The organism is Amycolatopsis sp. NPDC004169, from assembly GCF_040610315.1.
GTDB lineage: Bacteria > Actinomycetota > Actinomycetes > Mycobacteriales > Pseudonocardiaceae > Amycolatopsis.
On record NZ_JBEXMD010000028.1, the window covers coordinates 1 to 21,127 of the forward strand.

At 72.8% G+C, this 21,127-nt stretch carries 19 protein-coding genes; 14 read left to right on the forward strand and 5 right to left on the reverse strand.

Annotation, left to right across the window (positions count from 1 at the left end; genetic code table 11):
- The 3 genes from ABZX11_RS31155 to ABZX11_RS31165 form a co-directional block, all read right to left on the reverse strand.
- The coding region (locus ABZX11_RS31155; protein ID WP_354919602.1) for a YdeI/OmpD-associated family protein at positions 1 to 271 on the reverse strand (271 nt) is incomplete at its 3' end.
- Positions 268 to 549 carry an Lrp/AsnC ligand binding domain-containing protein gene (locus ABZX11_RS31160; protein WP_354919605.1) on the reverse strand — a complete coding sequence of 94 codons (282 nt, stop codon included), beginning with the start codon at positions 547 to 549 and terminating at the stop codon, positions 268 to 270. The genes ABZX11_RS31155 and ABZX11_RS31160, both read right to left, overlap by 4 nt.
- A 426-nt stretch (positions 550 to 975) precedes the next feature.
- Positions 976 to 2,679, reverse strand: a complete 1,704-nt coding sequence (locus ABZX11_RS31165; protein ID WP_354919608.1) for a DEDD exonuclease domain-containing protein — start codon at positions 2,677 to 2,679, stop codon at positions 976 to 978.
- A gap of 97 nt (positions 2,680 to 2,776) precedes the next feature.
- Here ABZX11_RS31165 and ABZX11_RS31170 point away from each other — a divergent pair, with 97 nt between their 5' ends.
- From ABZX11_RS31170 to ABZX11_RS31185, 4 genes are all read left to right on the forward strand, one after another.
- Positions 2,777 to 4,174: an NYN domain-containing protein gene (locus ABZX11_RS31170; RefSeq protein WP_176175752.1), complete on the forward strand. Its 1,398-nt coding sequence runs from the start codon at positions 2,777 to 2,779 to the stop codon at positions 4,172 to 4,174.
- A 66-nt stretch (positions 4,175 to 4,240) separates the two neighbouring features.
- Positions 4,241 to 4,501, forward strand: coding sequence for a hypothetical protein (locus tag ABZX11_RS31175; protein ID WP_176175753.1), 261 nt, complete (start codon positions 4,241 to 4,243; stop codon positions 4,499 to 4,501).
- 444 nt (positions 4,502 to 4,945) lie between these two features.
- The gene (locus ABZX11_RS31180; protein ID WP_176175754.1) at positions 4,946 to 6,001 is read left to right on the forward strand and encodes a C40 family peptidase; all 1,056 of its coding nucleotides are present in this window, start codon (positions 4,946 to 4,948) and stop codon (positions 5,999 to 6,001) included.
- Between the two features lie 64 nt (positions 6,002 to 6,065).
- On the forward strand, positions 6,066 to 7,223 hold the full coding sequence (locus ABZX11_RS31185) for a glycosyltransferase family 4 protein (RefSeq protein WP_354919613.1): 1,158 nt from the start codon (positions 6,066 to 6,068) through the stop codon (positions 7,221 to 7,223).
- A gap of 86 nt (positions 7,224 to 7,309) precedes the next feature.
- On the opposite strand, the gene ABZX11_RS31190 is transcribed toward ABZX11_RS31185, so the two are convergent.
- On the reverse strand, positions 7,310 to 7,924 hold the full coding sequence (locus tag ABZX11_RS31190) for a uridine kinase (protein WP_354919616.1): 615 nt from the start codon (positions 7,922 to 7,924) through the stop codon (positions 7,310 to 7,312).
- Positions 7,925 to 7,988: 64 nt separating this feature from the next.
- On the opposite strand from ABZX11_RS31190, the gene ABZX11_RS31195 reads away from it, so the two are divergent.
- The 10 genes from ABZX11_RS31195 (at position 7,989) to ABZX11_RS31240 (ending at position 20,005) form a co-directional block, all read left to right on the forward strand.
- Positions 7,989 to 8,402, forward strand: a complete 414-nt coding sequence (locus ABZX11_RS31195; protein WP_176175756.1) for an SRPBCC domain-containing protein — start codon at positions 7,989 to 7,991, stop codon at positions 8,400 to 8,402.
- Between the two features lie 24 nt (positions 8,403 to 8,426).
- Positions 8,427 to 9,638: a cytochrome P450 gene (locus ABZX11_RS31200; protein WP_176175757.1), complete on the forward strand. Its 1,212-nt coding sequence runs from the start codon at positions 8,427 to 8,429 to the stop codon at positions 9,636 to 9,638.
- A 117-nt stretch (positions 9,639 to 9,755) separates the two neighbouring features.
- Positions 9,756 to 11,036 carry an adenosylmethionine--8-amino-7-oxononanoate transaminase gene (locus ABZX11_RS31205; protein WP_354919619.1) on the forward strand — a complete coding sequence of 427 codons (1,281 nt, stop codon included), beginning with the start codon at positions 9,756 to 9,758 and terminating at the stop codon, positions 11,034 to 11,036.
- Positions 11,037 to 11,244: 208 nt separating this feature from the next.
- Positions 11,245 to 13,476 carry a SulP family inorganic anion transporter gene (locus ABZX11_RS31210; RefSeq protein WP_354919622.1) on the forward strand — a complete coding sequence of 744 codons (2,232 nt, stop codon included), beginning with the start codon at positions 11,245 to 11,247 and terminating at the stop codon, positions 13,474 to 13,476.
- A 219-nt stretch (positions 13,477 to 13,695) separates the two neighbouring features.
- Positions 13,696 to 15,879 (forward strand): bifunctional SulP family inorganic anion transporter/carbonic anhydrase, encoded by a 2,184-nt coding sequence (locus ABZX11_RS31215; RefSeq protein ID WP_176175760.1) that lies wholly within the window; start codon positions 13,696 to 13,698, stop codon positions 15,877 to 15,879.
- A 102-nt stretch (positions 15,880 to 15,981) separates the two neighbouring features.
- Positions 15,982 to 16,707 (forward strand): dethiobiotin synthase, encoded by a 726-nt coding sequence (gene bioD, locus ABZX11_RS31220; protein WP_254897219.1) that lies wholly within the window; start codon positions 15,982 to 15,984, stop codon positions 16,705 to 16,707.
- Positions 16,708 to 16,786: 79 nt separating this feature from the next.
- The gene (bioB, locus tag ABZX11_RS31225; RefSeq protein ID WP_354919627.1) at positions 16,787 to 17,863 is read left to right on the forward strand and encodes a biotin synthase BioB; all 1,077 of its coding nucleotides are present in this window, start codon (positions 16,787 to 16,789) and stop codon (positions 17,861 to 17,863) included.
- Complete coding sequence (locus ABZX11_RS31230) at positions 17,850 to 18,053, forward strand: hypothetical protein (protein ID WP_354919630.1); 204 nt, start codon at positions 17,850 to 17,852, stop codon at positions 18,051 to 18,053. The genes bioB and ABZX11_RS31230 overlap by 14 nt, the downstream gene beginning before the upstream one ends.
- A 284-nt stretch (positions 18,054 to 18,337) precedes the next feature.
- On the forward strand, positions 18,338 to 18,934 hold the full coding sequence (locus ABZX11_RS31235) for a DUF2567 domain-containing protein (RefSeq protein ID WP_176175762.1): 597 nt from the start codon (positions 18,338 to 18,340) through the stop codon (positions 18,932 to 18,934).
- A 48-nt stretch (positions 18,935 to 18,982) separates the two neighbouring features.
- On the forward strand, positions 18,983 to 20,005 hold the full coding sequence (locus ABZX11_RS31240; RefSeq protein ID WP_176175763.1) for a M48 family metallopeptidase: 1,023 nt from the start codon (positions 18,983 to 18,985) through the stop codon (positions 20,003 to 20,005).
- A 370-nt stretch (positions 20,006 to 20,375) separates the two neighbouring features.
- On the opposite strand, the gene ABZX11_RS31245 is transcribed toward ABZX11_RS31240, so the two are convergent.
- Complete coding sequence (locus ABZX11_RS31245; protein ID WP_354919633.1) at positions 20,376 to 21,092, reverse strand: LON peptidase substrate-binding domain-containing protein; 717 nt, start codon at positions 21,090 to 21,092, stop codon at positions 20,376 to 20,378.
- Positions 21,093 to 21,127 lie beyond the last annotated feature (35 nt).

A 21,127-nucleotide genomic window follows, 5' to 3' on the forward strand; every position in this document is an offset into this window, starting at 1 on the left:
CCGCTACCGGCCCGACGGGCCGCACGACACGTCCTTCGGCGTGCTCGAACTGCGTCGCGACGACGGCACGCCGGCCGCGCTGCTTGCCGGCGCTATCGCGGAGCCGGGTGATGGCCTTCCCGGCCCTGGAGACGCGGGTCTCGGGCTTCTTGGCCTCCGCGACCCACTGGGCGTACTCACGCCGGTGGGAGGGCGGCAGGGCCTCGAACAGGACCGCCGCGTCCGGGGCGGCCGCGAGGGCGTCGGCCAGCTCCGCGGGGAGCTCGCTCAATCCTCGACGCCGATCGAGAAGGCCGATTCGGTGTCGGCGCGGCTGTAGGACCGGAACGCGATGTGCGTGACGGTGTTCAGCACGCCGGGCACCTTCCCGATCTTGCCGGGGATCAGGTCGGCCAGCCCCTCGTGCGTGGACACCTTGACGGTGGCGATGAGGTCGACGTCCCCGGCGCACGAGTAGACCTCGCCGACACCGTCGATGTCGGCGATCGCCTGCGCCGCGTCCGGGATGGCATCCGCCTCTGCCTGGATCAACACGATCGCGGTGATCACCTGGGTCCTCCAAGACTCGTCTGCGGGGTCGCCCGCGATCCTAGCTACGCCACGTGGTGGCCCGCCCGGAGCGCGGCTCACGCACCCAGAGGGTCGGCCCGCGTACCCGGGTGGTCGGTCGGCGTACCCCAACGGTCGGTCGGCGTACCCGGAGGGTCGGCTGGGGTGGCAGGAACGGCCGGCCTCGACCCGACCCTCCGGGTACGCGCTCCGACCTTCCAGGTACGACGGCCGACTCTCCCGGCACGCGGGCCGACCTTCCAGGTACGCGGGCCGACTCTCCGGGTACGCGGGCCGACTCTCCGGGTACGCGGGCCGACTCTCCGGGTACGCGGGCCGACTCTCCGGGTACGCGGGCCGACCTTCCGGGTACGCGGGCCGACTCTCCGGGTACCCGGGCCGACTGTTCCGGGGCTGGGGCTGGGGTCAGTGGATGTGTTCGAGGGAGTGGGCGTCGGCGACCAGGTCGAGCCAGCTCCGCCAGCCCGCGACCGCCGCGGGCTCGGCCCACGGGCGGGTGGTGCGGACCAGCCGCACCCCCGGGCGGGCCAGCCAGCGCAGCAGGACCCCCACCTCCTCCGGCGGGGCTCCGTGCAACGGCCCCGGCTCCGGCAGCACCGTCTCCGCCGACGCCACCAGTGCCTCCACCACCGGCATCGGCGGCACCCCCCGCCGGGCCACGCCCGCCGAAGCCAGGCGGCCGTACCGGATCACCGACAGCTCCCAGCCGCCCGCGCCGTCCGGGGCGGCCGCGATCAGCTCGCCGATCGACGCCAGCGATGACTGCCGGTGCGCCCGGCCCAACGCCCGGATCAGCCCGGCCAGTTCGTCGCGGTGGCGGGCCGCCTGCTCGTAGTGCCTGCCCTCCGCCAGGCGCTCCAGGTGCGCCGCCGCCGTGTGGAGCGGGGTGCCGTCCCGGCCCGCGATCAGGCCCGACACCGACTCGACCGCCGGGCCGTACGCCTCCACGCTCTGGCGCCCCGCACACGGTGCTCCGCATCGCCCCAGCTCCGCCAGCACGCACGGGGTGCCGTTTGCCGACCTCGGCGAGATCCGCTGGGTGCACGTCCGCAGCCCCGACGCCCCGGCCAGGGTGTCGGCCGTCGTGCGGGCGTCCGCCTGGTTGCGGAACGGGCCCAGCACCCCCGGCCGCGGCAGCCGGACGACCGACAGCCGGGGGAACGCCTCGTCCGTCAGGCCGATCCACCAGCCCTGGTGCCGGTTCTTCGACCGCCGGTTGTACGCCGGCCGGTGCGCCGCGATCAGCCGCAGCTCGCGCACCTCCGCCTCCAGCGCGTGCGCGCACACCACGTGGTCGACGCGCTCGGCCAGCGCGACCATCTCCCGGATCCGGCTGCGGTTCTCCGAACCCGTGAAGTACGTGCGCACCCGCCGCCGCAGGTCCTTCGCCGTGCCGACGTACAGGACCTCGTCCTTCGGCCCCTTGAACAGGTAGACGCCCGGTGCCGACGGCAGGTCCGCCGCCAGGTGCCGCTTCGCCCGCTGGGCGACGGTCACCTCTGGCAGGTACCCCATCAGCTCCTCGAGCGAGTGCACGCCCAGGTTGCCGACCCGCTCCAGCAGGCCGTGCAGGACGTCGACCGTCGCCCGCGCGTCGTCCAGCGCCCGGTGGGTCGGGCGCGTGCGCGCGCCGAACAGCAGCGCCAGCGCCGTCAGGTTGTACCGCCCGACCTCGTCGCGCGGCACCACCCGCCGGGCCAGCCGGACCGTGCACACCACCGTCAGCTTCGGCCAGACGTACCCGTGGCCCTCGCACGCCGCCCGCATGTGCGAGGTGTCGAACCCGGAGTTGTGCGCCACCAGCACCGCACCCCCGACGAACTCGAGGAACGCCGGCAGCACCTCCTCGATCGGCGGCGCGTCGTAGACCATGGCCTGCGTGATCCCGGTCAGTGAGACGATCTGGGGCGGGATCGGCGTGCCCGGGTTCACCAGCGTCGCGAACTCGCCGAGCACCTCGCCCCCGCGCACCTTCACCGCGCCGATCTCGGTGATCCCGGACGGCCCCGGCGGGGCCCCGGTCGTTTCGAGGTCGAAGACGACGAAAGTGGTGTCCCGCAAGGGAGTTCCGAGCTCGTCGAACGCGAGCTGAGCCTGGACCGAACGCATGTGCGGGACTTTAGGGGCGACCACCGACAGTTTCCGCGCGTGGCCGGTCCGTGTGGTGCGCGGGGCGGGATGCGGGGGCGGGGCCTACCCTGGACCAATGCACCCGCAGCCGCTCGTGCCGGAGCCGCCGGAGGACCCCGTGGGTCCCTCGGGCGTCGTGTCGCGCCCCGAGCCGGCCGAGGAGCCCGCTGACCAGGCCGGACACCCCGACCCCGCCACCTGGCCCGCCCTGCCCGAACCGGTCCGCGACCGCATCGCCGAGCTCGCCGCGGCCGCCGTCGCCAAGCTGCCGGCCACCGACGTGCCCCGCCAGCTGCGGCCGGTCGCCAAGTTCGCCCCGGCCAAGCGCGCCAAGCTCGGCGGCGCCGCCCTGCTCGCGGCCCTGGGCGACTCGTCGCAGTTCCGGACCGCGGTCATCGAGTGGCTGCGCGAGCACCGCACCGACGCGCTGGACCCCAACGCCACCGACTCCGTCGCCGCGGCGGCCGCCGCCGTCCTGCTCGGCGAGTCCGGGGCCACCGGGCGCGTCCGGCTGGTCGCCCGCAACGCCGAGGAAAACGCCCTGCGCGCCGAGCGCGACGCCGCGCTGGCCCGCAACCAGCGGCTCGAAGCCGAGCTCGCCCAGGTCCGCGCCGAACTCGCCGAAGCGAAACAGGCCGCCGAAAACGTCCGCGGCGAGCGCGAGGGCGAAGTCGAGAAGCTCCTGAAGCGCCTGCGCGAACAAGGCGTCCAGCTGCGCCAGGCCCGTGACGCGGCCGAAGCGGCAGCCGCCGACGCCGAGCGCGGGTCCTCGGCCCACCACGACGAGATCGCCGCGCTGACCAGCCAGCTGGAGCGCGAACGCCAGCGCGTCGCCGGGGAACGCGCCCGTGCCGAGCGCGCGGTCGCCGACGCCGAGATCGCCCGCCAGTCCGCGCGCGAGGCCCGGCAGGCCGACGAGGTGCGGCTCGCCCTGCTCATCGACACCATCGACGGCGCCGTCACCGGCCTCCGCCGCGAGCTCGCCCTCGGCGCGCGCGGCGCCCGCCCGGCGGACATGGTGCGGGGCGCCAGCTCCGGCACCGGCCAGGGCGGCAAGATCGCCGACGTGTCCACCCTGGACCGCTACCTGGCGCTGCCCAACGTGCACCTGATCGTCGACGGCTACAACGTCACCAAGACCGGCTACCCGGAACTCGCGCTGGCCGACCAGCGCGACCGGCTGATCCACCAGCTCCAGGCCCTCGCCGCGCGCACGTCCGCCGAGGTCACCGTGGTGTTCGACGGGGCGGGCGTGCTGTCGGTGCCCGCCTCGGTGCCGCGCGGGGTGCGGGTGCTGTTCTCCGACCGCGGGGTGCTGGCCGACGACGTCATCCGCAACCTCGTCGCCGCCGAGCCCGCCGGGCGGCCGATGGTCGTCGCGACGTCCGACCGCGCGGTCGCGGACTCGGTGCGGGGCCGCGGCGCCCACCCGACGCCGTCATCGGTGCTGGTCAGCCGCCTGTCGAGGGTCTGACACCCGAAATTGTCGGTGGTGGCGCCTACCGTTCTCCCCAGTCAGTTCCGACGTGAGGAGGACCACATGGGCGACACCCCCGAGCTGTCCGAAGTGGACGTCTCGCACATCGCCGTATCGGACATCGAGAACCTGGTGGTCGATTGCGACCGCTGCGTCGTGCGCGGTATCTCCTGCCACGACTGCGTGGTGAGCGTGCTGCTCGGCGCGCCACCCGAGGTCGTGTGGGACGCGGACGAGCGGCGGGCGATCGACGCGCTGGCCGAAGCCGGCATGGTGCCGCATCTGAGGCTGGTCGAAGAACAACCGGTCCGGCGCACCGCCTGATTTCCACCGATTCGTGGCGGCGCGCCGAATGGTCGATTGAATCGGTGAACGGTCGGTAGTCGAAAAGCGCTCCGGAGAAACCCCAGCGTGTAACGCCCATCACATGGTGGCTCCCGCCCTGGTCCGATGGTGTTCAGCGGCGTCACTCAGCGTTTTTGGCGGCGAGGTGGTGGACGTGGTGGCGCTCTTTTCGTAACCTGTCCGAGATCTCGTGGCCCCCGGCCGTCTGCGGAGACGGCGACGCGGGATCGCCGCCGGACGCAGCTTTGTCGGGAAGCTGGGAACCGGAACCACCACCGCGTGCTTCACCTGTTGCGGCTCGTGCATGTCCAAAGCGCACGGATCGGGCGCGTGGTGGGTGGGACAGCGGTGAAGAGGAACTCCCCGGCCTCTTCGTGCCCCGGTCCCCGTCGGCGGCCGAGACCGAAGGAGACCCGCGCGACCGTGCAGTCGCATTCCCTCAGGCGCGTGGTTTCAGGTGCCCTCGCCGCGGCCTCGGTGATCACCCTCGTCACCGTGGCGCAGCCGTCGGCCACCGCCGCCCCCGTCCCCGTGCTCCAGACCCCGCCCACCGGCTCCGACGCCCTTGCCAAGTACCGCGACCTCGCGGCGCAGGCCGAGAAGCTCAACGAAGACCTGCTTTCGGCCCAGGACGACCTGAAGAAGAAGCAGGCCGAGCTCGACAAGGCCACCGGCGACGTCAACGCGGCGAAGCAGCAAGCCGCCACGGCGTCGGAGAGCCAGAAGAAGTACCAGACCGAGGTCGACAAGTTCGCCGGTGCGTCCTTCACCAGCGGTGTCCAGCTGAACAAGCTGTCGGCGCTGCTGGCGGGCACGTCCACGCAGGACTTCCTCGACCGTTCTTCGGCGCTGGAGATCATCGCGACCGGCAAGAACACCGCGATGGGCAACCTCACCGGCGCCGTCCAGCAGGCCACCGACGCGGCCGCCAAGGCCAGTGACGCCGCGAAGCGCGCTCAGGACGCGCGGGACGCCGCGGCCAAGCTGACCCAGGACATCGAGGCCAAGCAGAAGAACCTGCAGGACCAGATCGACCAGCTCGAGGCGGCCAACAAGAACCTCAGCACGGCGGACAAGGCCGCTCAGAAGGACCGCGGCGGGTCCGCGCCCACCAACATCAAGGCCCCGACCGCGGCCGCACAGGCGGCGGTGGACGCGGCGCTGAGCAAGCTCGGCAGCCCGTACGTGTACGGCGCCACCGGCCCGAACAAGTTCGACTGCTCGGGCCTGACGTCGTGGGCCTACGGCCAGGCCGGCATCACCCTGCCGCGGACCAGCCGCGAGCAGTCCACCTTCGGCGCCGCGGTGCCGCGGGACCAGCTCCAGCCCGGCGACCTGGTGTTCTTCTACTCGCCCGTTTCGCACGTCGGCATGTACATCGGCGACGGCAAGATGGTCCACGCGCCCGACACCGGTGACGTCGTGAAGATCTCGCCGCTGCAGAGCCAGTACTCGGGAGCGCGCCGCCCGACGGCGTAGCCCACCGGTCGGAGGGGCGGTACCGCACACGCGGTACCGCCCCTTCGCCGTTAGCCTCTGGGGCGTGCTCAAGACCCTGCTGGTGACCAACGACTTCCCGCCTCGGCCCGGGGGGATCCAGAACTACCTGAACTCCCTCGCCACCCGGCTGCCGTCGGACGACCTGGTCGTCTACGCGCCTGCGTGGGAGTCGCGGACGGGGTCGCACGAGCAGTTCGACGCCGAAGCGCCGTTCGAGGTCGTCCGGCACCCGACGTCGCTGATGCTGCCGACGCCGGACGTGCTCCGCCGGGCGAAGCAGATCATGCGGGCGCGGGACTGCGAAGCCGTCTGGTTCGGGGCGGCGGCGCCGCTGGCGCTGCTCGGGCACCCGCTGCGCCGGGCCGGGGCGCGCCGCGTCGTCGCCTCGACGCACGGCCACGAGGTCGGCTGGTCGATGCTGCCGGCTTCGCGGCAGGCGCTGCGGCGCATCGGCGACACCACCGACGTCGTCACCTACGTCAGCCGGTACACCCGCGCCCGCTTCGCCGCGGCGTTCGGGCCGATGGCGGGGCTGGAGCTGCTGCCGTCCGGGGTCGACACCGCGGTGTACCGGCCGGACCCGGCCGGGCGGGCGGAGATCCGCGCCCGGCACGGCCTCGGCGACCGGCCGACCGTCGTCTGCGTGTCCCGGCTTGTCCCGCGCAAGGGCCAGGACCAGCTGATCCGTGCCCTGCCCGCGATCCGCGAGCGCGTGCCGGACGCGGCCCTGCTGATCGTCGGCGGCGGCCCGTACCGCAAGAAGCTCACCGAGCTGGTCACCGGGCTGGGCCTGGACCGCGACGTCGTGCTCACCGGATCGGTGCCGTGGGCCGAGCTCCCCGCGCACTACGCGGCGGGCGACGTCTTCGCGATGCCCGCGCGCACCCGCGGCAAGGGCCTCGACGTCGAGGGGCTCGGCATCGTCTACCTGGAGGCCTCGGCGACCGGGCTGCCGGTGGTGGCGGGCAACTCCGGCGGGGCGCCGGAGGCGGTGCTCGACGAGGTCACCGGGCACGTGGTCGACGGCCGGGACGTGACCCAGCTCGCCGAGACGCTGGCCAGCCTGCTGGCCGACCCGGTGCGCGCCCGCCGGATGGGCCAAGCCGGCCGGGAGTGGGTGACGGCGAACTGGCGCTGGGACGTGATGGCGCAGCGGCTGTCCGGCCTGCTGGACGGCGATCCGGTGGCCGTCGTCCGCTAGGTGTGGAGCTTCGGCGGGAGTCCGGGCGAGCCGGAGCCGTCGCTCCTCTACCCGGGACCGCGTCCCCCCCCCCCCCGGCACCACGACTAGGGCGTGTAGAGCGCCGGGTGCCGCGGGTCGTCGACGCGCACGACGACGTCGGCGAGCGAGCTCGGGTCCGCCTCCTCCTCGTAGCGCTCGTAAGCCGGGATCGCCCAGGTGTCCGGCACGCGGCGGCGCAGGGCGGCGGGGGAGAGCCACAGGTGCACGGCCAGGTCGAAGGCCAGCCCGGCGCCCAGCAGCAGCTCGCCGTCGAGGAGCACGACCGCGCCTTCGGGCAGCGGCACCCGTTCAGCGCGGGTCGCGCGGTCGCGGTCGGCGTCCCACAGGGACGGCAGGACCTCGCCCGATCCCTTGAGCGGCTCCAGGACTTCGCGGCGGAGGGCGCCGAGGTCGAGCCAGTCGGTGTAGCGGGCGTCGGGGTTCGTGCGGCCGTGTTCGAAACGCAGGGACGCGGGGCGCAGGAAGTCGCCCGCCGACACGCGCAGGGTCGCGCGGCCGCGCAGGCGCAGCGGATCGACCAGGGCGTCGGCCAGTTCCGCGGTGGCGGTCGCGCCCGCCGCGCCGTCGACGGCCACCGCGAGCCGCGGCCCGGTGAGCGCGTCGATGCGGTCGGTGAGCTCCTCGGCGAGGACGGCGGGGGAGATCGGGCGGTAGCGCACGGGTTCCCATCCTCCACCCGGGCCACCCGCCGGTTTTGTCGTACCCCTTTGCGAGGATGCGCGCATGACTTCTTCAACGGGGAAGACGGCCGACGCCGGGTGGAACATCGGCGTTTCCCGGACCCTGCCGTACCCCGCCGGCGCGGTGTGGGACTTCCTGGTCAGCCGCGAGGGCGTGGCGATCTGGCTCGGTCCCGGTGTCGAGCTGCCGAAGGAAACGGGCGCGGAGTACGAAACGGCGAACGGCACGGTGGGCGAGATCCGCAGCTTCGTCGACGGCGACCGGGTGCGGCTCACCTGGCGGCCGAGCGACTGGGACCACGACTCGACCGTGCAGGTGCGGCTGAGCGGCTCGGGGGCGAAGACGACGCTGCGGTTCCACCAGGAATGGCTTGCGGGCGCGGAAGAACGCGAGGAACAGCGGGCATACTGGCAGGACGTGACCGAACGCGTCGTGACGGCACTCGCCGAGCGCTGACGCCGTGAGTGCCGGGGGCCGGAGATGACGACCGACGAGATCCTCGAGGTGAAGGACGACTTCGCCCAGGACGCGCACTTGTTCTCGGAAATGCTGCGCGGCGGCGGCCCGGTGCGCCGGGTGCGGCTGCCACCGCGTGGGCTGCCGGCCTACGTGGTGACCGGGTTCGCCGAGGCGCGGGCGCTGCTGTCGGATCCGCGGCTGCAGAAGAACAGCCAGGGCATCCGGGAGCTGTTCGAGGCGAAGCTGCCGCCGGAGTCCCTGCAGAACGGCCTGGGCCAGGACCTGAGCTGGCACATGCTCAACTCCGACCCGCCGGACCACACGCGGCTGCGGAAGCTGGTGAACAAGGCGTTCACCGCGCGGACCGTGGCCCGGCTGCGGCCGCGGGTGCAGGAGATCACCGACGAGCTGCTCGACGGGCTGGCCGGGCAGGAGCGGGCCGACCTGGTGACCTCGTTCGCCGCTCCGCTGCCGATCACGGTGATCTGCGAGCTGCTCGGCGTGCGCGAGGAGGACCGCGCGGAGTTCTCGGGCTGGTCCAAGACGTTGCTGAGCGCGGCGAGGAGCCCGGAGCAGATGCAGGCCGCGGCGGCGAGCATGTTCGCGTACCTGACGGACCTGATCGCCCAGAAGCGCGCCGAGCCGGCCGAGGACCTGCTCTCCGATCTGGTGCACGCCAGTGACGACGGCGATTCGCTGTCCGAGCCCGAGCTGGTGTCGATGGCGTTCCTGCTGCTGGTGGCCGGCCACGAGACGACGGTCAACCTGATCGCCAACGGCGTGCTGGCGCTGCTGCGCGAGCCGGAGCAGCTGGCCAGGCTGCGCGCGGAGCCGGCGCTGCTGCCGGGCGCGGTGGAGGAGTTCCTCCGCTTCGACGGCCCGATCCACCTGGCCACGCTGCGGTTCACCGCGGAGCCGGTGGAGGTGTCCGGGGTGACGATCCCGGCGGGCGAGTTCGTGCTGGTCTCGCTCCTGGGCGCGAACCGGGACGCGGAGCGGTACCCGGAGCCGGACAAGCTGGACGTCACCCGCGCGGCGGGCGGCCACCTGGCCTTCGGCCACGGCATCCACTACTGCGTGGGGGCGCCGCTGGCCCGGCTCGAGGCGGAGATCGCGATCGGCGGGCTGCTGGAGCGGTTCCCCGACCTGGCCTTGGCCGCGCAGCCGGAGGAGCTGGTGTACCGGACCAGCTCGCTGGTCCACGGGCTGGAGGCGCTGCCGGTCCGGTTGTGAGGCCGGGCCGTGTCGTGGGCCACCCTCAACGGAGGCGCTTCGCGCCACTGTTTATCCGCCTTCCTCCCCACCACCACCCTCAACCGAGGCGCTTCGCGCCACTGTTTTAATTCGAGGATGGACTCCGCCGACCTGCTCGCCCTCGACGCCCGGCACGTCTGGCACCCCTACGCGCCCATGCCCGCGAAGGTGCCGTCGTTGCTGGTCACCGAGGCGAGCGGCGTCCGGCTGACGCTGGCCGACGGGCGGGAGCTCGTCGACGGGATGTCCTCGTGGTGGTCCGCCGTCCACGGTTACCGGCACCCCGTGCTCGACGCCGCACTGGCCGCGCAGGCCGGGCGGATGAGCCACGTCATGTTCGGCGGCCTGACCCACGAACCGGCCATCACCCTGGCCAAGACCCTCGTCGACGTCAGTCCCGAGGGGCTCGAGCACGTCTTCCTCTGCGACTCCGGCTCGGTCTCCGTCGAGGTCGCCGTCAAGATGTGCCTGCAGTACCAGCGTTCCCGCGGGCGCACCGGGAAGCACAAGCTGCTCACCTGGCGCGGCGGCTACCACGGCGACACCTTCACCCCGATGAGCGTCTGCGACCCCGAAGGCGGCATGCACGCGCTGTGGCGCGGTGTCCTGCCCGAACAGGTCTTCGTGCCCGCGCCACCGTCCGGTTTCGACACCCCGCCCGATCCGTCCTATGTGGACATCCTGGCCGCCGGGATCGAGCGGCACCGGGACGAGCTCGCCGCCGTCATCGTCGAGCCCGTCGTGCAGGGCGCCGGGGGCATGCGGTTCCACCACCCCGGCTACCTGCGTGTCCTGCGGGAACTCACCGAGGCCCACGACGTCCTCCTCGTCTTCGACGAGATCGCCACCGGGTTCGGCCGCACCGGCGCCCTGTTCGCCGCCGAGCACGCCGGCGTCACCCCGGACGTCATGTGCGTCGGCAAGGCCCTCACCGGCGGCTACCTCAGCCTGGCCGCCGCGCTGTGCACCCCGGAGGTCGCCGCCGGGATCGCGCAGGGCGAGCTGCCGGTTCTCGCGCACGGCCCCACCTTCATGGGCAACCCGCTCGCGTCCGCCGTCGCCAACGCCTCCCTCGGCCTGCTCGCCGACGGCAGCTGGCGCAGCGACGTCGCCCGGATCGAGAAGGCCCTCCTCGACGGCCTGGCCCCCGCACGCGACCTGCCTTCGGTCGTCGACGTGCGGGTGCTGGGCGGGATCGGCGTGCTGCAGCTCGACCACCCCGTCGACATGGCGACCGCCACGGACGTCGTCACCGCGCAGGGGGCCTGGCTGCGGCCGTTCCGGGACCTCGTCTACGCCATGCCGCCCTACGTTTCGACGGCCGACGACCTCGCCGTGATCACCCGCGCGATGCTCGCGGTCGCCGAAAAGGCATGATTTCAGCACATCGGGTGTGACCACCGGCACACCGAGACCCGAAGTTCCCTCATCGTCGCACTGCGTGGCAGTGCCTGGTCGAAACCACGCGAACGGTCGAGGCGGTAAGTGTGAAGGAGCCGGGAAACCCGGTCCGCCCTGTACCCGGACGAACGCGAGAAATGCTTGCGTAGCGGACTTTTCGCCCGGTTTCGGCGATCCTGCCCCCATGATCGAGATCGTTCGTGGCGAGCACGACACCGGACCCCCCAAGCCCTCCGAGCACCTGGAGAACCTCAAGCACGACTTCCTAGCGTCGATCGTCGTCTTCCTCGTCGCCGTCCCCCTGTCCCTCGGCGTGGCCTTCGCCGCCGGGGCGCCGCTGCTGTCCGGCCTGATCTCCGCCGTCGTCGGCGGGCTGGTCGCGAGCCTCCTCGGCGGATCGCCGCTGCAGGTCAGCGGCCCGTCCGCCGCCCTTACCGTGGTGCTGGCCGACACGATCGCCACCCACGGCTGGCCCGTCACGTGCGCGATCACCGTCGCCGCGGGCCTGCTCCAGATCCTCTTCGGCCTGACGCGGCTGGCCCGCGCCGCGCTCGCCGTGTCGCCCGCCATCGTGCATGGGCTGCTCGCCGGCATCGGCGTCACGCTCGTGCTCGGCCAGCTGCACGTCGTCCTCGGCGGCTCGGCGCGGGGTTCCGCGCTGGCCAACGTCCTGGCGCTGCCGAAGCAGATCGCCGCGCACCACGACCAGGCCGTGCTGATCGGCGTCGTCACCCTCGGCGTCCTGCTGGCCTGGCCGCGGCTGCCGCAGGCCGTCCGCCGCGTGCCCGCGCCGCTGGCCGCCGTCGCGCTGGCGACCGGCCTGTCCCTCGTGACCGGGATGAGCCTGCCCCGCGTGGACCTCCCGGCCGGGCTGCCCGCACTGCACGTCGTGCCGCGGCTGCCGGACGGCGGCTGGGGCAGCTTCGCCACCGCCGCGCTCACCATCGCGCTCATCGCCGGCCTGGAGAGCCTGCTGTCCGCCGTGTCGGTGGACAAGCTCCGCGGCGGACGGCGCACCGACCTCGACCGCGAGCTGATCGGGCAGGGCGCGGCGAACGTCGCCGCCGGCGCGCTCGGCGGGTTCCCGGTCACCGGCGTCATCGTGCGCAGCATGACCAACTACGAGGCGGGCGCGCGCACCCGGACGTCGGCGATCCTGCACTGCGTCTGGATCCTCGCCGCGTGCCTGCTGCTCACCGGCGTGCTGCGGCTGATCCCGCTGGCGGCGCTGGCCGCGTTGCTGGTGTACGTCGGCACGAAGCTGGTGAACCTCAACGGGCTCAAGGAGGTCCGCCGGCACGGCGACCTGCCGGTCTACGTCGTCACGCTGGCCGGCGCGGTGGCGGTCAACCTGCTCACCGGGGTCGCGGCGGGGATCCTGCTGGCGCTGGCGCTGATGCTGCGGCGGATGATCTTCTCCGGCATCCACGTCGAACAGGACGGCGACCGCCACCGCGTCGTCATCGAAGGGGCGCTGACGTTCCTGTCCGTGCCGCGGCTGACCCGCGTGCTCGCCGGGGTGCCGCCACACGCCGAGGTCACCCTCGAACTGCTCGTCGACTACCTCGACCACGCCGCGTTCGACTGCCTGCGCGGCTGGCAGCAGGCGCACGCCGGCCCGGTCACCGTCGACGAGATCGGGCACCCGTGGTTCGGACGCGGCCGGGCGGGGGAGCCGACCGTGCGCCGCAGCGTCGCCGCGCGGGTCGTGCCGCGGTGGCTCGCGCCGTGGTCGCAGTGGCAGGCCGAGCACGTCGTGCTGCCCGCCCAGCGCACGGCCAGCTCGCTGCTGTGCCGCGGCGCTTCGGAGTTCCAGCGCCGCACCGCGCCGCTGCTGCGCGAGACCTGGGACGGCCTGGCGCACGGCCAGCAGCCGCACACGCTGTTCATCACCTGCGGCGACGCGCGGATCGTGCCGAACCTCATCACCACCAGCGGGCCGGGTGACCTGTTCACCGTGCGGAACATCGGGAACCTGGTGCCGCCGTCCGACGGCACCGACTCGTCGGTCGGCGCGGCGATCGAGTACGCCGTCGGGGTACTCGGAGTCGCCGAAATCGTGGTGTGCGGGCACTCCTCCTGCGGCGCGATGAAGGCGCTGCTCGGCCAGGCCCCGGCCGGGCTCGACCAGCTCGGCAGCTGGCTGCGCCACGGCCAGGCGACGCTCCGGCGCCGCAGCCGCGAGGCCCCGCTGCTGCTCGACGGCGAACGCCCGGCCGCCGAGGCCGACCAGCTGGCGCTGCAGAACGTCGTGCAGCAGCTGGAAACCCTGCGCGGCTACCCGGTGGTCGCGGCGGCCCTGGAGCGGGGCGCGCTGCGGCTCACCGGGATGTACTTCGACGTCGGCGCGGCCCAGGTGTCCCTTTTGGACGATGCGGCGCGCGGGTTCGTCCCCGCGGGTGCGCTGGAGCACTGATCCGCCCGAAGGCCGCCTCCGGGTCCCCGGAGGCGGCCTTCGCCGTGTCCGGCGCCGGAAACCCTTGTACAGGCACGGTTTTATCTGTCACGCGACAGGCGGATGGGCGTTACCGTCGCGTTAACACGATGTCCGATTTGTGACAAAAGGGTGAATTAACGCCAGTTATTCACTCGATCGGGTGGTGCATAGCGGACATTTCACTCGATTTCCGGTTGCATGGCGATCATGAGACCCCTCGCCGTGCTCCGCCACGACCTGCCGGCCTCACTGGTCGTCTTCCTCGTAGCCGTCCCCCTGTCCCTCGGCATCGCCCTCGCCTCGGGTGCCCCGGTCGCCGCCGGGCTCGTCGCCGCCGTCGTCGGCGGCATCGTGGCCGGAGCGCTCGGCGGCTCCGCGCTCCAGGTGAGCGGGCCCGCCGCCGGCCTGACCGTGGTCATGGCCGAAACCATCCAGACGTTCGGGTGGGCCGTCACCTGCGCGATCACCGTCGCCGCCGGCGCCTGCCAGATCCTGCTGGGGCTGAGCCGCATCGCGCGCGCCGCGCTGGCCATCTCGCCGGCGATCGTGCACGGCATGCTGGCCGGCATCGGCGTCACGATCGTGCTCGGCCAGCTGCACGTCATCCTCGGCGGCAAGGCCCAGAGCTCGGCGATCGAGAACATCGCCGAGCTGCCCGCCCAGATCGTCGCCCACCACGACTCCGCCGCCATCGTCGGCCTGCTCACCATCGCGATCCTGCTCGTCTGGCCGAAACTGCCGGCCGCCGTCCGCAAGGTGCCGGGGCCGCTCGCCGCGATCGCGGCGGCCACGGTGGTGTCGGTCGCGTTCGGGATGACGCTCCCGCGCGTCGACCTGCCCGGCGACCTGCTGAACGTCCACCTCGTCCCACAGCTGCCCGACGGCGGCTGGGGCGGGTTCGCGCTCGCCGTCGTCACCATCGCGCTGATCGCCAGCGTGGAGAGCCTGCTCTCGGCGGTCGCGGTCGACAAGATGCACACCGGGCCGCGGGCCAACCTCGACCGCGAACTGGTCGGCCAGGGCGCGGCCAACATGCTCTCCGGCGCGCTGGGCGGCCTGCCCGTCACCGGCGTCATCGTCCGCAGCTCCACGAACGTCGCCTCCGGGGCGAAGTCCCGCGTGTCGGCGGTGCTGCACGGCGTCTGGGTGCTGCTGTTCGTCGTCCTGCTCGCCGGGCTGATCGAGAGCATCCCGCTGGCCGCGCTGGCCGGGCTGCTGGTGCACGTCGGCGCGAAGCTGGTCAACCCCGGGCACATGAAGACCGTGCTGGCCCACGGCGACCTGCCGGTGTACCTGCTGACCCTCGGCGGCGTCGTGGTGTTCGACCTGCTCACCGGCGTGCTGGCCGGCATCGGCCTGGCGGTGGTGCTGATGCTGCGCCGCACGGTCTGGTCGGGCATCCACGTCGAGAGGGAGGGTGACGACTGGCGCGTCGTGGTCGAAGGCGTCCTGACGTTCCTGTCGGTGCCGCGGCTGTCGAAGGTGCTCGGGACCGTCCCGAGCGGGGTCACCGTCCGGCTGGAGCTGGTCGTCGACTACCTGGACCACGCCGCGTTCGAGAGCCTGCACACCTGGCAGCAGGCGCACGAGCGGGCCGGCGGCACGGTGGAGGTCGACGAGGTCGGCCACCCGTGGTTCGGCGAGGGCAAGGCGGGCCGCCCGACGCGGTCCCGGATCGCCGCGAGCCGGGCCGTGCCGCGCTGGCTGGCGCCGTGGTCGGAGTGGCAGGCCGCGGAGGGCGTCGAGATCCCGGCCCAGCAGACCCGCCGCGGCGCCACGGAATTCCACCGCCGGGCCGCGCCGCTGCTGAAGGACACCCTGTCCGGGCTGGCCGACGGCCAGCGCCCGCGCACGCTGTTCATCACCTGCGGCGACTCCCGGATCGTGCCGAACCTGATCACCACCAGCGGGCCCGGTGACCTGTTCACCATCCGCAACATCGGCAACCTGGTGCCGCCGGGGCAGGCCGACGCGTCGATGAACGCGTCGATCGAGTACGCGGTGGGCGTCCTCGGCGTCGAGGAGATCGTGGTGTGCGGCCACTCGAGCTGCGGCGCGATGGCGGCACTGGCCGACGGCCCGCCGCCGGGGCCGCTGTCGGCCTGGCTGCGGTACGCGGAGCCGAGCGCCCACCGGCTGGGCTCGGCGACGCTCGACGGCGCGGTCCCGGACCGCGAGGGTGACCGGCTGGCGCTGCACAACGTCCTGCAGCAGCTGGAACACCTGCGCGAGTACCCGGCGGTGGCGGCGGCCGAGTCGGCCGGGAAACTGCAGCTGACCGGCATGTACTTCCACGTCGGCGACGCCCAGGTGTACCTGTTCGACGCGGCGGAGCGCACGTTCCGCCCGGCCGGGGCACCGGTGGCGGTGCCGGGCGCCTGACACCGGCGGAGGTCCGAGCCGGGTCCGCCACCGCGGGCCCGGCTCGCCTCCGATCACGGGCCGCGTGCGCGACCGGGCCCGGAGTCACTAAGTTGATAGTCCGTGACGATGCTGGTGATGACGGGGACCGGGACCGGGGTCGGCAAGACGATCACCACGGCGGCGATCGCGGCCCTGGCGGTGGCCGGGGGACAGCGGGTGGCCGTGCTGAAGCCGGCCCAGACCGGGGTGCGCCCCGACGAGCCGGGTGACCTCCAGGACGTCGTCCGCCTCGCCGGGCCGGACGTCACCACCCGCGAGCTGCGGCGGTACCCCGATCCGCTCTCGCCGGAGGCCGCCGCCCGGCGCAGCGGCCTGCCGACGCTCGACCCCGGCGAGATCGCCCGGGCCGCGTCCGACCTCGACACCGCGCACGACCTCACCCTCATCGAGGGCGCGGGCGGGCTGCTGGTGCGCTTCGACAGCGCCGGGGCGAGCCTCGCCGACGTCGCCTGGTCGCTCGGCTCGCTCGTGATCATCGTGGCCGAGGCCGGCCTCGGCACGCTCAACGCCACCGCGCTCACCGCCGAGGTCGCCACCAAGCGGGGGCTGACCGTCGCCGGCGTCATCATCGGTGCCTGGCCTGCCGAACCCGACCTCGCGGCGCTGTCCAACCTCGAAGACCTGCCGGTCGCGGCGGGCGCGCCCCTGTTGGGCGTGCTGCCCGCCGACATCGGCCAGGCCTCCCGGGAGGACTTCCTGGCCGCGGCGCGGGCCGGGCTCTCGCCGTGGTTCGGCGGCGAATTCGACCCCGAGCTCTTCGCCGGGTGCGCGTCCGCCGGGAAGTGACCTGCATCGCTGTCCCCTCGACGCCGCTTCGTGCACGATGAGGGACGTTTGCCGCACCACCTCGATCAAGGAGCCCGCCGTGACCGCAGTCCCGGACACCGACGTCAGTGACAGCCGGGGCTCCGCCCCGGGCCGGGGGCTCCGCCACCCGGAGCCCCCGGAAAGCCTGCTGGCCCTCGCGCGCGAGCAGGTCCTGGAAAACGGCGTCGGCCTGAACGAACAGCAGGTCCTCGACGTGCTGCGGCTGCCGGACGACCGCCTGCCCGACCTCCTCGCACTGGCGCACGAGGTGCGGATGCGCTGGTGCGGGCCCGAGGTCGAGGTCGAGGGCATCATCAGCCTCAAGACCGGCGGCTGCCCCGAGGACTGCCACTTCTGCTCCCAGTCCGGCCGCTTCCCGACGCCGGTGCGCTCGGCGTGGCTCGACATCCCGAACCTGGTCAAGGCCGCCCGCCAGACCGCCGAGACCGGCGCGACGGAGTTCTGCATCGTGGCCGCCGTCCGCGGCCCGGACAAGCGGCTGCTCTCGCAGGTCCGCGAAGGCGTCCGCGCGATCCGGGAGGACGGCAACGACATCCAGATCGCCTGCTCCCTGGGCATGCTGACGCAGGAGCAGGTCGACGAGCTCGTCGACATGGGCGTGCACCGCTACAACCACAACCTCGAGACGGCGCGGTCGCACTTCCCGTCGGTGGTCACGACGCACACGTGGGAAGAGCGCTGGGACACGCTGCGGATGGTCGCCGACGCGGGCATGGAGGTCTGCTGCGGCGGCATCATCGGCATGGGGGAGACGGTCGAGCAGCGCGCCGAGTTCGCCGTGCAGCTGGCGGAGCTGAACCCGCACGAGGTGCCGATGAACTTCCTCATCCCGCAGCCGGGCACGCCGTACGAGCACTACGAGATCGTCGAGGGCCGCGACGCGCTGCGGACGGTGGCGGCGTTCCGGCTCGCGATGCCGCGCACGATGCTGCGTTTCGCCGGCGGCCGCGAGCTGACCCTGGGCGACCTGGGCGCGGAGCAGGGCATGCTGGGCGGGATCAACGCGATCATCGTCGGCAACTACCTGACCAACCTCGGCCGGCCTGCTTCGGCGGACCTGGAGATGCTGGACGAGCTCAAGATGCCGATCAAGGCGCTCAGTGACAGCCTCTGAGAGTGCCTTCTGCGTCCACTGTGGACAGGAATCGCCGGGTGGGGCGGACCACCCGGCGTGCCACAACCCGCGGACGGCTTTGGAGCCGCCGCGGTATTGCACGTTCTGCGCGCGCCGGCTGGTGGTCCAGGTGAGCCCGCTCGGCTGGACCGCCCGGTGCAGCCGCCACGGCGAGACGGCGAGCGGCTGACGGGGTAACGGACCGGATCGTTCATTGCGCGGGCGTGCTGGCCGTGGCTGGACGAACTGGATCGTTCATTGCGCGGTGGGGCTGGCCGTGGCTGGACGAACCGGATTGTTCATTGCGCGGGTGTGGCGGCCGTGGACGGACCGGATCGTTCATTGCGTGGGCGCTGGCCGCAGCTGGACTAACCAGATCGTTCATCCGGCGGCCGGCGCGACACGGGCGAGCGGCTCACGTCGCTCCCGCGTCGACCGGTTACGCTCGGTGGGCACGTTCAGGAAGGAGTCCGGGTGAGTGAGTCGTCGGGGCCGGCGCACCGGCCGTCGGCCGTGGCCGGGCCGTGGTCGGTGCCCGTGCTGTTCCGGGAACGGCGGCCGCGCGTGGTCGTCAAGGCCGATCTGCTGCCCGCCGTCAGCGTGCTCGGCGTCCTCACCCTGCTGAGCTTCCCGCTCGCCTTCGCGTGGTCGCGGCTTGCGCCGCCGGAGCGGGTGCGCATCGTCGCCGCCGACGGCACCCAGGGCGCGCTGGAGCTGGAGAGCTGGCACCGCTTCGACGACCTGGCCGTGTTCGGGTTCCTCCTGCTCGGCATCGGGATCGTCAGCGGCGTCGTCGTCTGGCTGCTGCGCGAACGCCGCGGGCCGGTGGTGTTCCTCGCCGCGGTGCTCGGCGTCGCCCTCGCCGGCGCGCTGGCCATGCTGCTCGGCGTCGGCTGGGCCAACAGCCACTACGCCATCGACTCCCCGCCCGCGCTGGGCGCGGTGATCGAGCTGGCGCCGCGGCTGGAGTCGTGGTGGGTGCTGCTGACCGGCCCGCTCGGCGTCTCGATCGCGTACACCCTGCTCACCACCTGGAACGGCCGCGACGACCTGGGCCGCCGCCTCGGCTGATCGCTTTCCCCTAAAGTGGTGCCCGTCACCTACAGGGGGGATCCAGAAGTGACCGAGGACATCGAAGTTTCGCGGCACAACGCCGTCCGTTTTCCCGGCATCAGCCCGCGCGCGTACGAGCACCCGGTGGACCGCGGCGCGCTCGCCACGCTGCGCGCGGTGCCGGGCTTCGCCCAGGTCGTCAAGGCCGTGTCGGGCTTCTACAACGAGCGCGGCGAGCGGCTGATGGCGCTGGCGTCGTCGATCCGCGTCGGGCCGAAGCAGTACCCGGAGCTCGACCGGCTGCGCCACGAGTGCGCCGAGACGCTGGACCTGCCCGCGGTGCCGAACCTGTTCGTCTTCCAGAACGCGCAGATCCAGGCGCAGACGGTCGGCATGGACGAGCCGTTCATCGCGATCAGCACCGGGCTCGTCGAGCTGATGAACCTGGAGTCACTGCGGTTCGTGATCGGGCACGAAATGGGGCACGTGCTGTCCGGGCACGCGGTGTACCGCACGATCATGGTGCGCCTGATCAGCCTGCAGCTGGCGATGTCGTGGACACCGGTCAGCGCGCTCGGCATCCGCGCGATCGTCGCGGCGCTGCGCGAGTGGTTCCGCAAGGCGGAGCTGTCGTGCGACCGCGCGGGCCTGCTGTGCAGCCAGAACCCGACGGCGGCGCTGCGCGCCCAGATCCAGGTGGCGGGCGGCATCGACCCGGCCCGCATCGACGTCCCGTCGTTCCTGCAGCAGGCCGCGGAGTACGAGTCGGTCGAGGACATCCGCGACAGCTTTCTCAAGCTCAAGTCGGTCGAGACGGAGTCCCACCCGTTCGCGGTGGTCCGCGCGGCCCAGCTGCAGAAGTGGGCGGCTTCGGAGGACTACCGGGCGATCCTGGCGGGCGACTACGCGCGGCGGGATTCGGACACGCCTTCGTCGGACTGGAAGGACGACCTGAAGTCGGCGGCCCAGGCGTACAAGGAATCGTGGAACTCGTCGACGGACCCGCTGACGAAGGTGTTCAGCGACGTCGGGGAGGCGGTTTCGGGCGCGGCGGGCAAGGTGTGGAACAAGTTCGGCAACGGTTCCTGACGCGGTTCGGGGGCGGTCGTCCCAGGGTTCGGGGCGGTTGTCCTCAAGGTCCAGGGCGATTGTCCTCAAGGTCCGGGGCGGTTGTCCCCAAGCCGGCCCGGGTGTGGACAACCGGGCCGGCTTGGGCCTTTTCCGCCGGTTGCGTCGGGGGTGGGCGATAGACTGGACCGGGGTCAGCCCCCAGGGATGGGTGGGGTATCTCCAGTGGGGCCTCGGCCTCGCACAAGGGGCGAGATCGAGCGCTTCCACCGGGCCGCCTGCCCTTCTACGCTCACCATCGACCCCACAGCGCAACCGGCGTCAAGCCGCCGGCCACCCTGCTGACCAACTTCCCCGGACATCGCACCCCGGGAATCTCCAGTGGCTCGGGTCAGTTCAAGCTGGCCGGCCGGCTCAGGTCCGTCAGTTCGCCCGGCGGCAGCGGCACCGCACCCAGCGTGTTCAAGAACCCCGCCTCCCGCGTCAGCAGCCGGCAGGCGATCCGCAGCCGGCGCAGCGGGTGGCGTTCCTCCAGCAGCCTCTGGCGGTCCTCCAGCGGCAGCAGGCAGTCCGCCGCCAGCACGTACGCCAGCTCGGCCATGTCCGTCTCCGGGGGTGGGGCGTGCCAGTCGTCGCTGCGCCAGGCCGTTTCGCAGTAGCGCTGGTGGGCCGCGCGGGCGACCGTCGCCAAGCGCTCCGCCATGTTGCCGGACGGGGCCGGTGGGGCGTCGTCGACCCACTCCACCGAGGCGATCAGGTACGGGGCCGACACGCAGTCGAGGTCGTGCAGGCGGAAGCGGCGCTTGGCCTCCGTCACCACGTCGAACCGGCCGTCCGGCAGGCGCTTGGCCTCGCGCAACACCGTGCTGCAGCCCACTTCGTACAACTGGTCCAGACCACGTACTTCGCGGGTCAGCGACGACCGCAGTGCGACCACGCCGAACTCGCGGCCCGGCACCGTGCCGCTCACCAGGTCCGCCGTCAGCTGCCGGTACCGCGGTTCGAAGATGTGCAGCGGAAGCTTGGTGCCCGGCAGCAGCACGGTCTGTAGCGGGAACAACGGCAGGATCGTCGTCGTCGCGTCACTATCCGGTTCCGGCTCGGTCACGCGTCCACGGTAAAGGGAGAACGCCGTTGGCGCAG